The sequence below is a fragment of the Clostridium aciditolerans genome (genome assembly GCF_016316925.1).
Taxonomy (GTDB): domain Bacteria; phylum Bacillota; class Clostridia; order Clostridiales; family Clostridiaceae; genus Clostridium_AM; species Clostridium_AM aciditolerans.
Genome location: NZ_JAEEGB010000018.1, coordinates 273 through 14,840, shown reverse-complemented (window position 1 = coordinate 14,840; position 14,568 = coordinate 273). Strand labels below are relative to the sequence as shown.

10 protein-coding genes and 1 tRNA gene are annotated in these 14,568 nt (G+C 31.9%); 5 read left to right on the top strand and 6 right to left on the bottom strand.

The window, feature by feature from the left end:
- Positions 1–152: 152 nt before the first annotated feature.
- The 3 genes from metX to I6U51_RS15515 all read left to right on the top strand — a co-directional run bounded on the left by metX (position 153) and on the right by I6U51_RS15515 (position 3,369).
- Positions 153–1,334, top strand: a complete 1,182-nt coding sequence (gene metX, locus I6U51_RS15525) for a homoserine O-acetyltransferase MetX (RefSeq protein ID WP_211143501.1) — start codon at positions 153–155, stop codon at positions 1,332–1,334.
- Between the two features lie 47 nt (positions 1,335–1,381).
- Complete coding sequence (locus I6U51_RS15520) at positions 1,382–2,617, top strand: homoserine dehydrogenase (protein ID WP_211143500.1); 1,236 nt, start codon at positions 1,382–1,384, stop codon at positions 2,615–2,617.
- A gap of 146 nt (positions 2,618–2,763) precedes the next feature.
- A complete protein-coding gene (locus tag I6U51_RS15515) occupies positions 2,764–3,369 on the top strand; it encodes a DUF488 domain-containing protein (protein ID WP_211143499.1) in 606 nt (201 codons plus the stop codon).
- Positions 3,370–3,407: 38 nt separating this feature from the next.
- Here the strand turns inward: I6U51_RS15515 and I6U51_RS15510 are convergent, their stop codons facing one another.
- The 4 genes from I6U51_RS15510 to I6U51_RS15495 all read right to left on the bottom strand — a co-directional run bounded on the left by I6U51_RS15510 (position 3,408) and on the right by I6U51_RS15495 (position 10,440).
- Entirely contained in the window at positions 3,408–5,882 is a 2,475-nt protein-coding gene (locus I6U51_RS15510; RefSeq protein WP_211143498.1) for an HD domain-containing phosphohydrolase, read from the bottom strand.
- A 214-nt stretch (positions 5,883–6,096) separates the two neighbouring features.
- A complete protein-coding gene (locus I6U51_RS15505; RefSeq protein ID WP_211143497.1) occupies positions 6,097–7,098 on the bottom strand; it encodes an isocitrate/isopropylmalate dehydrogenase family protein in 1,002 nt (333 codons plus the stop codon).
- A 17-nt stretch (positions 7,099–7,115) separates the two neighbouring features.
- Positions 7,116–9,038 carry an aconitate hydratase gene (locus tag I6U51_RS15500; protein ID WP_211143496.1) on the bottom strand — a complete coding sequence of 641 codons (1,923 nt, stop codon included), beginning with the start codon at positions 9,036–9,038 and terminating at the stop codon, positions 7,116–7,118.
- Between the two features lie 37 nt (positions 9,039–9,075).
- Positions 9,076–10,440 carry a beta/alpha barrel domain-containing protein gene (locus tag I6U51_RS15495; protein WP_211143495.1) on the bottom strand — a complete coding sequence of 455 codons (1,365 nt, stop codon included), beginning with the start codon at positions 10,438–10,440 and terminating at the stop codon, positions 9,076–9,078.
- A 542-nt stretch (positions 10,441–10,982) separates the two neighbouring features.
- Between I6U51_RS15495 and I6U51_RS15490 the strand changes: the two genes are divergently transcribed.
- The gene (locus I6U51_RS15490; protein ID WP_211143494.1) at positions 10,983–12,443 is read left to right on the top strand and encodes an NADP-dependent glyceraldehyde-3-phosphate dehydrogenase; all 1,461 of its coding nucleotides are present in this window, start codon (positions 10,983–10,985) and stop codon (positions 12,441–12,443) included.
- Positions 12,444–12,557: 114 nt separating this feature from the next.
- Here the strand turns inward: I6U51_RS15490 and I6U51_RS15485 are convergent, their stop codons facing one another.
- Positions 12,558–13,271 (bottom strand): lysophospholipid acyltransferase family protein, encoded by a 714-nt coding sequence (locus I6U51_RS15485; protein WP_211143493.1) that lies wholly within the window; start codon positions 13,269–13,271, stop codon positions 12,558–12,560.
- Between the two features lie 187 nt (positions 13,272–13,458).
- Between I6U51_RS15485 and I6U51_RS15480 the strand changes: the two genes are divergently transcribed.
- Positions 13,459–14,340, top strand: coding sequence for a ComEC/Rec2 family competence protein (locus I6U51_RS15480; RefSeq protein WP_246517383.1), 882 nt, complete (start codon positions 13,459–13,461; stop codon positions 14,338–14,340).
- A gap of 128 nt (positions 14,341–14,468) precedes the next feature.
- Here the strand turns inward: I6U51_RS15480 and I6U51_RS15475 are convergent.
- Positions 14,469–14,543: transfer RNA gene (locus tag I6U51_RS15475), tRNA-Asn, on the bottom strand.
- Between the last annotated feature and the right edge of the window lie 25 nt (positions 14,544–14,568).

Sequence of the window (14,568 nt, the reverse complement as noted above, 5' to 3'; positions counted from 1 at the left end):
TAGCGGTGTTTTGCATTAGCAAAACAAGCCTAAAAAAATAAATTAGTTTTCTGACGTAAGGAAGAAGACTCACCTTCACTGTCCTCTGTTCACTGTCAATTGTCAACTATAAAAGTTTTGCGTCGCAAAGTTTTTAATTGGAGGTATGTATCTTGAGCGAATTTACTTATAAGAAAGATATTTTTAAGGAGTATTTAACCTTTAGCCAAGACAAAAGCTTCCTTCTGGAAAGCGGAAAAACCTTTGGTCCTATAACTATATGCTTTGAAACTTATGGTAAATTAAATAGAGATAAGAATAACTGTATACTTATAACTCATGCTTTAACTGGAGATTCTCATGTAGCTAGTCATGATGAATTGGACAGTGCTGGTTGGTGGGAGGATTTTGTTGGACCTGGTAAAATATTTGATACTGATAAATACTTTATAGTATGTTCAAATGTGCTTGGTGGGTGCTGCGGTTCCACTGGACCTTCATCTATAAATCCTGAAACTAATGAACCTTATGGTATAAATTTCCCTATAATTACGGTTAAAGATATAGTTAATGCTCAAAGAAAACTCTTTGATTTTTTGAACATTAATCATATTCTAGCTGTAGTTGGTGGTTCAATGGGAGGCATGCAGTCCCTTCAGTGGTCAGTTTCTTATCCTGATTTTATGGATGGAATTATAAATTTAGCTGCTCCACTTAATTTAAGTACAGAAGCAGTAGGAATTAACCATATTATGAGAAAGTCCATCATGTGGGACCCTAACTGGAATAATGGAAATTACTATGGTTCAGATTTCCCTGCCAAGGGTTTATCTATAGCAAGAATGATTGCTATGTTAACTTATCAGACTAGAGATTTGATAGATAAAAAGTTTGGAAGAAAGATCAAAAATAATATAGATGACTTTTTTAAAAGCCTTGATGCCGAATTTGAAATAGATAGTTATTTGAGTTATCAAGGAGAAAAACTTGTACAAAGATTTGATGCAAATACCTACTTATATTTTACCCGTGCAATGGATTTATTTGATCTTAGACGCGAATATGGATCTTATGCAAAAGCACTAAGTTGCATTAAAGCTAAGTTTTTACTTGTAGCTATAAGTTCCGATACTCTTTTTAATATAAGTGAACTTAGGAGAGCAAAAGATATACTAAAATTAAGCAGTGTAGACCTTGAATACAATGAAATTCAATCCGATTATGGTCATGATTCTTTTTTAGTAGAAGTAGATAAATATAAAGATTGTATATCAAATTTTCTTGATACACTGCATGATGAAATAAACTATAGAGAAACCTGGAAAGAATTTGAGTATTCTACCGGTAATATTTAATTTATACGATATTCTATTATAATTCATAAAATAAGGAGGTATTTTTAATGGCATCAATAGCAGTACTTGGCTATGGAGTTGTAGGAACTGGTATAGCTAATCTTATAAATAAAAATAAAGAGAGATTTAAATCCATTACCGGTGAAGAATTAAATATATCTAGTATACTTGTAAAAGATAAGAACAAACATGAACAAAAACAAAACTATCATCTTGTAACAGATAGTATAGAAAAAATATTTAATAATCCTGTAGATATAGTAGTAGAAGTTATGGGTGGACTTCACCCAGCTTACGAATATGTAAAAAAAGCTCTCAAGCTAAAAAAACATGTAGTAACTGCAAACAAAGATTTAATTGCAGAATATGGTGAAGAACTATTAGACATAGCCTCAGACAATGGTGTAACTTTAAATTTTGAGGCAAGTGTTGGCGGAGGCATTCCTATATTAAAACCTCTTATGGAATCCTTAGCTGGTAATAAAATTTTCGAGATTCAAGCTATTTTAAATGGAACTACAAATTTTATTCTTTCAAAAATGTACGCAGAAAATATGGGTTACAAAGATGCTCTTAAATTAGCACAAAATCTAGGATTTGCCGAAGCCAATCCAGATTCTGATGTATTAGGATATGATGCTGCAAGAAAACTATCCATTCTTTCAACTATTGCATATGGCATGAAAGTCAACTGGGTGGATATAAATATAGAAGGAATTACAGATATCGATGAAATAGACTTTGAGTATGCAAAATTAAATGGATATATTATAAAACTATTGGCTATCAGTAAAAATAAAGATGAGAAAATTTATGGTTTTGTAAAGCCAGTTATGATAAAGTCCGATTCTTATTTAAGCAAGATAGATAATGAGCTTAACGGAATAGTTATTGAAGGTGATGCAGTAGGAAACGTATTTTTCTCCGGCAAGGGTGCTGGAATGCTTCCAACAGCTAGCTCAGTATTTGGCGATATAGCAGATATAATTCAGAATAAAAATAAGAAAAATATAAAATTTAATGACAAAGAAGCTTATATCGAGAAATATTGGGATGAGAAATCTGATTGGCTTGTACGAATAAAAACTAATGACAGGTTAAATACTATATGTAATCTATCTGAGAGCTTCAAAAATTGTCATATGTATACATCAAGTGTTACTCAAAGGGATGAAGTAGCAGCAATAATTCGCAATGAGCCCGAATTCACCTTAGATTCAACATTTGAAAAACTCTCTAAACTATCTTATGTTACTAAAATAAAAAAATTTATGATATTATAAATTACTATAAGGAAACTGACAATAAAGTTAACTTATAGGTGAGGATATATTTACAATTCAGCAGTAAGATTAAATACTTTTTCTATGAGCCTTAGCGAAGGATTACAAAAAAAGACTTAGAACTTATGAGGAAGTGAGTTATAAAAATGAAACTAATTTATACTATAGGACACTCATCACATGATAATATATATTTTCTTGGGCTTCTTAGAAAATATAATATAAATTGCATAGTTGATATTAGAAGTGTTCCTTTCTCAAAATATGTTCCTCATTTTAATAAAAATGTGATAAAAAAATTCTTAGATTCTAATAATATTAATTACGTATATATGGCTGACGAATTCGGAGCAATCCGTGAGGATAAAAATCTATTCAATCAAAAAGGATACTTGGATTTTGAAATAATAAAACATACAAAGAGCTTTAAAGATGGCATAGCACGGCTCAACACCGGAATAGATAAACAATTTATAATTTGTCTAATGTGTACAGAAAAAGATCCTTTGGATTGCCACAGAAGCATAATGATAGCCCCAGAGCTAGTAAAAAATGAATTTATGGTAAATCATATACTCCCAGATGGCAGTATAGAGACTCAACAAGAATTAGAAAAAAGATTGCTTCAATTATATTTTCCTACACATATTCAACAAGATTTATTTTCTACTATTGAAAAAAATATTGAAAAAGATTTATTAGAAAAAGCCTATAGATTACGAAACTCAGATATAGGCCATAGATCAAAATAACAAAACACAACTGCTATATGAACAGTTGTGTTTTTGTGTTAGCTTTTAAAAGCCATTATACATATTTCAACTAAATTAGGATCGAACTGTTTTCCTGAACATCTTTTTAGCTCTTCGATAGCTTCAGCAACTGTCATTCTTACCTTATACGGCCTATCATGAGTCATTACGTCAAAGGCATCAACTATAGCTAATAATCTTGAAAGTAATGGTATTTGCTCTCCCTTAAGCCCTTTAGGATACCCCGTACCATCATACCTTTCATGGTGTGTCAATATTCCATATGCTATATGCATTAGATCTGGCGTTGATGCTGCTATTCTATATCCTATTTCAGAATGATTTCTCATAATTTCCCACTCTTCATCATTTAGTTTTCCTGGCTTATTTAATATTTTGCTATCTATCCCTATTTTCCCTATATCATGCAACCTAGCCAGTAAATAGAGTTCATCTAATTTATCAGTACTTAAACCTAAAATTCCACCTATTTTTACACACAAATTATATATACGATAAGCATGCTCCTTTGTTTCATGGCTTTTTTCTTCTAAAGTTCTAGTTAAAGAAGCTATTATACTGTTTCTAGCACTTCTATCTTCTAATAGTTTATTCCTATACATTCTCTCTTCAGCTTCTTTAATTATTTCATTTATGTCTTGGCTTGCATCATATTTAGTAGAACATCCCAATGCAATATTAACATATATAGAACCTATCTTTCTATTTGAACATTCATTTTTTATAGCTAAACATATTTCATTAGCCTTTATACTATCTATATTTTCTAAAATTACTACAAATTCATCTCCACCATAACGTGAGATTAAAGCGTTAGGGCCTGAAATATCCTTGAGAATATTTGCAGCTTCCGCTAATAATTTGTCTCCTTGAGCATGTCCAAGAGTATCATTTGCTATTTTTAGTCCATTTAAATCACCCATTATTATAGAAACAGGTAAACTGCTACTTTTGCTTACTTTTTCAATAACGTATTCATAATATCCCCTATTGAATAAACCGGTCAACTTATCATAATAATTTAGATATCTTAATTCCTCTTCTTGCTTCTTTTTATCAGTTATGTCAGTTATTATTCCTGTCATTCTCTTAGGATTGTTATCTTTATCATATCTTACAACCTTACACTGGTTTAAAATCCACTTATAGTCATCTGATTTAGTTCTCACCCTTTGTTCTATAATGTGTATATTAACACTCTTTCCCAGGCTATTTTGAAAACACTTTAAGGAATAATCTAAATCATCCTCATGAACTATCTTCCTCCATACCTCACTTGAGTTAGGTAGTTCACCCTGAGAATATCCAAGGATAGTTAGAAATTTTTCATCAAAGTATATATAATTATTTTCTATATCCCAGTCCCAAAAGCCTGCATTTGCTCCTTCTAAAACTAGTTTTAGTTGCTTTTCGCTATCCTGTATCTTTTTATTACTATATTCAATTCTCTTAATCATACTATTTATTTCTATAGATAGCTGAGTTAGCTCATCATTTCCTTTGACTCTAATTTTAGATATTTTATCATCGTTAAGCTCAATATTACTTACTTCTCTGCTCATGCTTTCAATAGGCTTAATAATATGTACTCTTAAAAGGGTTAAACACATAACAAAAACTAGAACTGCGAAGATTACAACTAATAAAATATAAAAATATAATGACTTTATTCCTTCATTATAAAGCGTTCTATTTTCATGTATCTTTATTGCAAATATAGGATTATTATCAGTTCCTCTTATTATAGAGTATCCTGTTATATTATTTTTGTCATTAATCTCTATTAAAGCATCATCTTGATCTAATATTCTTACCCTTGAATCATTACCTATGAACACACCATAACGATTATCACTGCTTCTCGCTTCTTCTATTGATAAATTTGCATCAATTATATGTTCTCCCTTGTCTATGAATCTATCTCTTATGTATCTTCCAATAATTACGGTACCTCCTATAGGAGCTTCATACTTTGAATCAGTTATAGGTCTAAAGGATATAATCATAGGTTGTCCATTTACAGAAATTATTCCTGATCCCACACTATACACGTTCATATGCTGACTTAATTCTCTACTATTCTTATTAATAAAATCTATTACCTCTCTTGGAGTTTCTATATCCTTTCCCTGCTTTGAATCGTAAACCTTTATATATTTTAATTTATCAGAGTTATCTAAAACTGCAAACATATCAATTCTTGAATTTTCTAGTGAATTGTAATTAAGGTTTTCTAATACATATTTTCTAGATGGATTTTTTACAAACTCTAATGTATCGTCCCATGCGGAAAAGTCTGCAGATACAACATTTAGACTATCTCTACTATCACTAATTAGATATCGTACACGTTTTATATCCTGCAGAACACTTTCTTTTTCTTGATGTCTTATATTACCCAAAATATAATGGTAAGATGCTGCACAAGCTCCAGATATCAATAACACCAAAAGTATCAGTAAAATTACACGTACTTTATTATTAATTTTCAATACAGACACTCCACCTTCTATAATTAAAGTTACCACTATCTATTATATTCAATATTATATATTAATTTATAACTTTATGGAACCTAATCCATAAAATTATAAATTCCAATTTACTCTGTGAGCTTGCTCGTAAGTTGTTTTATAAAAAGCTACAAAAGAGCCTTACCTTAATTTTATCCGATGGATAACGAATTCTAAGATAAGACTCTTTTTCTTATTTCATTTCTTTTATAATCGCCTCAGTAAATTCTGATGTCCCTGCATTTCCTCCAAGGTCTGGGGTTACATGCATACCGTCTCTTACAACTTTCTCAATAGCTTTTTCTATCTTCGCCGCTGCATCAAATTCTCCTATATGCTTAAGCATCATTATGCCTGATAAAACTGTAGCTATTGGGTTGGATTTGTTCATCCCTGCAATGTCTGGAGCAGAGCCGTGTGCCGGTTCAAACACTGCACCATTTTCCCCTATATTTGCTCCTGGAACCATTCCTAATCCTCCGACGAGCCCTGCCGCCATGTCAGAAAGTATATCACCATATAGATTAGGCATCACAAGTACATCATATTTTTCCGGATCTAAAACAAGCTTCATACTCATTGCATCTACAATAACATCTTCAAATTCTATGTCACTATATTCCTTAGCTATATTTCTTGCGCACTTTAGAAAAAGACCATCAGACAACTTCATTATATTAGCCTTATGAACAGCTGAAACCTTTTTTCTATTGTTCTTTCTAGCATATTCAAATGCCGCTCTTACTATTCTATCACTTGCTTTTTTAGAAATAATTTTTATACTTTCCGCTATTTCATCACTTACCATATGCTCTATCCCTGCATATAAATCCTCTGTATTTTCTCTAAAAATAACTAAGTCTACATTTTCATATCTTGATTTTATTCCAGCATAAGTCTTTATAGGTCTTATATTGGAATAAAGGTTTAATGTCTGTCTTAATGTAACATTTACGCTTTTAAAACCTTTTCCAACAGGAGTAGTTACCGGACCTTTTAGTGCCACCTTATTTCTTTTTATACTTTCTAAAACATATTCAGGAAGAGGTGTTCCAAACTCTTCTATAACTTCTTCTCCAGCCTTTACCACATCCCACTCTATATTTGCTCCAGAAGCATCAATAATTTTTCTTGCCGCCCCTATTACCTCTGGACCTATTCCATCTCCTGGTATAAGTGTAACTTTATGATCCATAAAATCGCCTCCAAAATTTAATGACTGGCCTTAACTAAGTTAAGCAATCCACCTACTTTTATCATTTTCTTTTGTTTATCTGTAACATTTAATAGCATTCTATACTCTTCATTTTTACTATTATTCTTAACAATAATTATTCCTTTATCTACTTGGTCAATAGTATCTTCAATCAAAAGTTCATCCATAGTATCTATTTTATTGTAGTCTTCCTCATTTTCAAATATAAGAGGCATAATACCGTTGTTTATAAGGTTGGCCATGTGTATTCTAGCAAAAGATTTAGCAAGTACAGCTTTAACTCCAAGATATAATGGTGCTAAGGCCGCGTGCTCTCTACTTGATCCCTGCCCATAATTATCTCCACCAACTATAAATCCACCACCATATTGTTTAGCTTTACTTGGAAAATCTTTATCACATGGTGTTAAACAATACTCTGAAAGATAAGGAACATTTGATCTATAAGGTAAAAGCTTAGCATTTGAAGGCATAATATGATCTGTAGTTATGTTATCATGAACCTTAGTTAATACCTTTCCTTCTACTATACTTTCCAATGCTTTTGCTTTAGGGAATGGTTTTATATTAGGTCCTCTAACTACTTCTACGTCTTCACCTTCTACTGCTGGAGGAAGTATTAAATTATCATTTATAATGAATTCCTTTGGCATTTCTATATCAAAAGCTTCTCCCAGTTCTCTTGGATCTGCTATATAACCTTTTAATGCAGAAACAGCTGCAATTTCAGGACTAACTAGATAAACATTTGCAGATGTTGTGCCAGATCTTCCCTCAAAGTTTCTATTAGAAGTTCTAAGAGATACACCATTTGTAGCAGGTGATTGTCCCATGCCTATACAGAATCCACAAGCTGACTCTAAAATTCTTGCTCCTGCATCAATCATTGTAGCTAAAGCTCCATTTTTAGCAAGCATATTTAAAACTTGCTTTGATCCTGGTGCAATAACTAATGATACTTTTTCATTTACAGTCTTTCCTTCTAATATTTTAGCTACCCTCATCATATCCGCATAAGATGAATTTGTACAACTTCCTATACATACCTGATCTACTTTTATATCCTTTAATGAAGCAGCAGATGCAACATTATCAGGACTATGAGGACATGCTACTAGCGGTTCTAACTCTGATAAATCTATTGTGACTTCTTCATCATATACTGCATCTTCATCAGCCTTTAATTCTATAAAATCTTTCTCTCTGTCCTGCGCTTTTAGAAACTCATATGTTACCTCATCACTTGGAAATAATGATGTTGTTGCTCCAAGCTCAGCGCCCATATTTGTTATAGTAGCTCTTTGTGGTACAGATAAAGTTTTAATTCCATCTCCAGAGTATTCAAATACTTTCCCTACTCCACCTTTAACAGTAAGTCTTCCTAAAAGTTCTAATATAATATCCTTAGCGGATACCCAATCTCTTAACTCTCCTATTAGATTCACCTTAACTATTTTAGGCATACTAATGTAATATTCTCCACCGCCCATAGCTACAGCAACATCAAGTCCACCTGCTCCCATAGCAAGCATTCCTATTCCACCACCTGTAGGCGTGTGACTATCTGAGCCTAAAAGAGTATCTCCTGGAACACCAAATCTCTCTAAATTTACTTGATGACATATTCCATTACCAGGCTTCGAAAAATATATTCCGTGTTTTTTAGCTACGGTTTGAATATATAAGTGGTCATCTGCATTTTCTGGACCTGATTGAAGTACATTATGATCAATATAAGCAACTGATCTTTTTGTTTTTACCTTGTCTATCCCCAAAGCCTCAAATTGTAGGTATGCCATTGTCCCAGTTGAATCTTGAGTTAAGGTTTGATCTATTTTTATGGCGATTTCTTTTCCAGCAATCATTTCACCTTTTACTAGATGACCTTTAATTATTTTTTGAGCAACATTTAATCCCATTACTACTCCTCCATCCACATAAATTGCCGTATATTAATTAGCTTGCTCTATTCTTTTCATTTATTTCAGGCATTATCCTATCCATCAATAACTCTAATTCATTGTTACCAATAATAGTTGTCCTACCCTCTGCATATTGCTCATCTACCCATTCCTTCATCTCAGCTACTCTTGGATCTTTTTTATCAATCTTATCTCCATCTTTTAATCTATAATAAGTGTTAATCCAAGCAGCAATTCCCGCAAGTCCTGAATATTGATTAACTGCAACTACCACTGGTCTTCCAAGTATCTTATCTGTATCAAATATATTATATATTTCTTCATCTTTGAGTATTCCATCTGCATGTATACCAGCTCTTGTTACATTAAACTGGCTTCCTATAAAAGGAGTTCTCGGTGGTATATCATATTTCATTTCCTTTGAAAAGTACTCTGCTAATTCTGTTATGACATGAAGCTTCATGTTTCCAGTTGTACCTTTTAGTTGCGCATATTCAAATATCATAGATTCTAGCGGACAATTTCCTGTTCTTTCACCTATTCCTAAAAGTGATGTATTTATTGAGGATGCGCCATAAAGCCATGCTGTAGTTGAATTACTTACTACTGCATTAAAATCGTTATGACCATGCCATTCTATACACTCTGAAGGAACAGCACAGTTTGTTCTAAGTCCATGAATAAGTCCTTGTACACTTCTTGGAAGTGCTGTACCGCCATATGGAACGCCAAGTCCTAAAGTATCACAAACTCTTACTTTTATAGGAACATTTGCTTCTTTTGAAAGTTCCATAAGCCTATTTACAAAAGGCACTACAAAGCCATAAAAATCAGCCCTAGTTATATCTTCTAAATGACATCTTGGGCGTATACCATTTTTTAATGCTTCTTCAACGATAGACAAATACATATCCATAGCCTTTTGTCTTGATACATTTAGCTTTTTAAATATATGATAATCTGAGCAAGACATAAGCATTCCCGTTTCCTTTATGCACATTTCTTTTACTAGTTTAAAATCTTCCTTGTTAGCTCTTATCCATGACGTTACTTCTGGAAACTTATATCCTCTTTCCATACAAACTTGTGCCGCTCTTCTATCTTTTTCTGTATATAAAAAGAACTCAGTTTGTTTAATTATTCCTGAATTATTATCTAGCTCATGAAGATAATCAAATATTCTTATAATCTGTTCAGCAGAATAAGGCGGCATGGATTGTTGTCCATCTCTAAAGGTAGTATCTGTAATCCATATATTTTCAGGTAAATCCATAGGAACCTGTATTTGATTGAAAGCCACCTTAGGAACATCAGAATAAGGGAATATATCTTTATAAAGATTTGGAACATCTACATCCTGTAAATAATGCTCATATGAAGATTTTTTTATAATACTCATGTTTATCCTCCTTAACTTTAAACATATTGGCCTAATATCGAAAAATCCCATTTTGAATGATTTTCATTCAAAAATTGCATTAATGCTATCTGTGAACATTTTCATTTTTGTTATTAATTATTCTGTTTATTTGTATATTTATTAATTTTACCTAGTAACATCAATAACTATTAGCATATTTATGCCTATATTGTAACATTTCCATTTTGTATTGGCAAATAAAAATTTTTATATTATTGTAATTTTAATTCGTCATTTTTTCACATTTAGCTTTTTCACTTAAAAATAGGACCTTTTTGTTTTGAAATTGGCACCATGCGTTGCTGTTGACTTATTTTCATATATCATTAATATTAAACTCTTATTACAATATACCTCAAAAATTTTTATATTTTTTTATTTTTTATCAATATTATTAAAAATAAGTTTTAAAAATCAAAAAATCTTCAATCGTAAAAGGTTGAAAATTGTAATATTTTTTTTATTTAAGCTTAAACTAAAAGATATATTTATCATTTAGTTAGCATATGGAGATGAAATTTATGTTTGAAAATATAAAAGAAGGTATAGTCTATAAAAATCTTTTAAATGGGGAATGGATTAAATCTAAAAGTGAATCAACCATAGATGTGCACTCTCCAGTTAATGGTGATGTTATTGGAAAAGTGCAGGCTATGACAAAAGATGAAATTGATAAAACAATAGAAAATTCTAAAATAGCACAAAAAAACTGGGCAGAAAAGCCACTAAATGAAAGGGCTGCAGTATTGCATAAATGCGCAGACCTTTTAGAAGAGAACATATCTGTATTATCTGATTTTCTTCAGAAAGAGATTGCAAAAAATAAAAGTTCTGCAATATCTGAAGTGAAAAGAACTGCAAGCTTTATAAGATTTACTGCAGACGAAGCAAAACACATGGAAGGCGAAACTATAACAGGAGATAATTTTCCTGGGTTTAAAAAAAATAAAGTATCCGTTGTTCATAGGGTGCCTTTGGGAACAGTATTGGCTATCTCCCCATTTAACTACCCAATAAATCTTTCTGTATCAAAAATTGCTCCTGCCTTAGCAGCAGGAAACAGTGTAATACTAAAACCTCCTAGTCAGGGTTCTATAAGTGCTTTGTATGTTGCTGAACTATTTAATAAAGCTGGAATACCAAAAGGTGTGCTGAACACAGTGACAGGTAAGGGCTCTGAAATAGGAGACTATATTGTTACCCATCCTGGAATTGACTTTATAAATTTTACAGGGAGTACAGAGGTAGGTAAGCATATAGCAGTAATTGCAGGTATGGTACCTATGCTTATGGAACTTGGTGGGAAAGATGCTGCTATTGTGCTTGAGGATTCAGACTTAAGAGATGCCGCAAAGGATATAGTTGCAGGTGCTTATATATATTCTGGTCAAAGATGTACAGCTATTAAGCGGGTTCTCGCTATAAATGATATATCTGATGAACTTGCACCACTTATGCTAGAAGAAATAAAAAATCTTAAAGTTGGAATGCCAGAAGATGACTGTGAAGTAACCCCTCTCATTAATAATTCTGCTGCAGATTTTGTACAAGAATTGATTGATGACGCCTTAAAAAAAGGCGCAAAATTACTTATTGGTAATAAACGAAAAGAAAATCTAATGTACCCTACTCTACTTGACAATGTTACTACAGACATGCGCATTGCTTGGGAAGAGCCTTTTGGTCCGGTTTTGCCGATATTAAGGGTACAGAGCGTTGAAGAGGCCATAGAAATTGCTAATAAGTCTCAGTATGGTCTACAATCTTCTGTTTTCACTAAAAACATAGATTATGCTTTTCACGTCGCAAGTAAGTTAGAGGTTGGTACTGTCCAAATTAATGATAAGACTGAGAGAGGGCCTGATCACTTTCCATTCTTAGGTGTTAAAGCTTCTGGTATGGGTACTCAAGGAATAAGATATAGTATTGAAGCCATGAGTAGAAAAAAAGTTATTGTACTTAACATTCATGAATTTTCTTAAGAAACTTTAAAGAAATTTTTGAGTTGTACACTTTATATAGGGAAACTAACTAGAAAGTTAGCTTATACGGTTGTATAAGCTAACTTTCAGCCTTTTACCCCTATATTAAACAGTTTATTTAATATTATTTATAATAATTTTTCTTACATCTTCAGCAAGACTATTTTGCTGTTCTTTTGACAGTTCTTTTGGATATATAGGTTTTTCTATAGTAATTCTAACTTTTCTTTCATTCTTACCATATTCACTATTTCTTTCTAGTAACTTATAGCTCCCATCAATAGTTACCGGTACCACAGGAACCCCTGCTTTTAAAGCTAGCTTCATGCTTCCCTTTTTAAATTCACCTACTGTTGCTCCTTTACTTCTAGTGCCCTCTGGAAAGATGACCATACTATGTCCTCTTTTAAGTATTTCTACTCCTTCGTTCATAGATTTCATAGATTCACGTATATTGTTTCTATCTATGAATATACAGTTTATCTGTTTCATCCAGTAACTAAAAGTTTTAAATTTAAGAAGTTCCTTTTTAGCAATAAAACCTACTGGTCTATCAAAAATATTCAAAAAAATTGGTATATCAAAATTTCCTTGATGATTTGATACATAAAGACATGTTTCTTCAGTAATGTTTTCTTTTCCTACTACTTCAATATCAGCATGTACTTTATTTAGCACATGATTACTCCACTCTTCAACGGTTTTATTTATACATTGCTGAACATCTTCCTCACTACCATGTTTTTTTAACTTTTCTAATTTAAACTTCTGTATCATTGTCTTTCCCATGTAAATCGAAAAATCTAAATAAAATAAAAATGTTTCCATGAATAAAATTTCTCTCCTTCAGTTAAAATCTTTCCACATCTATATAATGTTATATTATAGCACATTGTTCGCATGATAGCTAATTACTCAATAGGTAAGCTTATAATCAAGACTCTCTCTTTACTTATTCATATAAAATGTTAAACTTATGTTTGTACTACAAATTTATGAAAGGAGATGCATTAGTTTGAAGCGTTTTAAATCCCACTTAAAAATCATGATTGCGCTTTTATTATCAGTATTTATATTTGCTGCATGTAGTGGTTCTAATCCGGCTGGGGGTACTTCAACTGGAGGTACTTCAAATGCAGATACCAAAAGTTCTATAAAAATAAGTTACATAGATGTTGGACAAGGAGATAGTGCTTTAATACAAGTTAATGGTAAGAATTTGCTTATTGATGCTGGAACAAACGAAAGCACTAATAAACTTATCTCTTATCTAGATAAGCAAAACATAAAGAAGCTCGACTATGTGGTTGCTACTCATCCTCATGAAGATCATATAGGTGGAATGGATACTGTAATAAAAAAATATGATATCGGAGAATTTTATGCTCCAAAAAAGCTAGCAAATACTAAAACCTTCGAAAGTATGATGAATGCACTAAAATCTAAAAACTTGAAGATAAATGTTGCTAAGGCTGGAGTTAACTTAGATTTAGGTAAAAATGTAAAATGCGAAATGATTGCTCCTAATGCTGATAACTACGAAGATGTTAACAATTACTCAGCTGTCATTAAAATAACCTATGGTAATTCAAAATTTCTATTTACAGGAGATGCTGAAAAGCTAAGTGAAAAAGAAATATTGAACAAAAACTATGATATATCTGCTGATGTCCTTAAGGTAGGCCATCACGGAAGTTCCTCATCATCATCAAAACCATTTTTAGATAAGGTTACACCTAAAATAGCTATAATAAGCTGTGGTAAAAATAATGACTATGGACATCCTCATCGTGAAACAATGAATGAGCTAACCAAAAGAAAAATTCAAGTATATAGAACGGATGTAGATGGAACTATTGTGCTAAGAAGTGATGGAAATAAAATAATAAAACAATAAAAAATAAAAGGAAAGTCAACTGTGACTTTCCTTTTTATAACTTTATTATATATATGTTTTTAAATTATAAAAGACTGTCTTTAAACAGTCTTACCATTTTAGATTTATAAAATATCAAAAAATAAAAATGGCTCCGTGGAGAGGATTCGAACCTCCAACCCTTCGGTTAACAGCCGAATGCTCCACCATTGAGCTACCACGGAACGCTTTACCTGGCGACGACCTACT

What these genes read in the sequence shown, in the direction of transcription:
- I6U51_RS15520 (WP_211143500.1), top strand. Translation starts at nt 1,382, where the DNA reads ATGGCATCAATAGCAGTACTTGGCTATGGAGTTGTAGGAACTGGTATA.
- I6U51_RS15515 (WP_211143499.1), top strand. Translation starts at nt 2,764, where the DNA reads ATGAAACTAATTTATACTATAGGACACTCATCACATGATAATATATAT.
- I6U51_RS15505 (WP_211143497.1), bottom strand. Translation starts at nt 7,098, where the DNA reads ATGGATCATAAAGTTACACTTATACCAGGAGATGGAATAGGTCCAGAG.
- I6U51_RS15500 (WP_211143496.1), bottom strand. Translation starts at nt 9,038, where the DNA reads ATGGGATTAAATGTTGCTCAAAAAATAATTAAAGGTCATCTAGTAAAA.
- I6U51_RS15495 (WP_211143495.1), bottom strand. Translation starts at nt 10,440, where the DNA reads ATGAGTATTATAAAAAAATCTTCATATGAGCATTATTTACAGGATGTA.
- I6U51_RS15490 (WP_211143494.1), top strand. Translation starts at nt 10,983, where the DNA reads ATGTTTGAAAATATAAAAGAAGGTATAGTCTATAAAAATCTTTTAAAT.
- I6U51_RS15485 (WP_211143493.1), bottom strand. Translation starts at nt 13,271, where the DNA reads ATGGAAACATTTTTATTTTATTTAGATTTTTCGATTTACATGGGAAAG.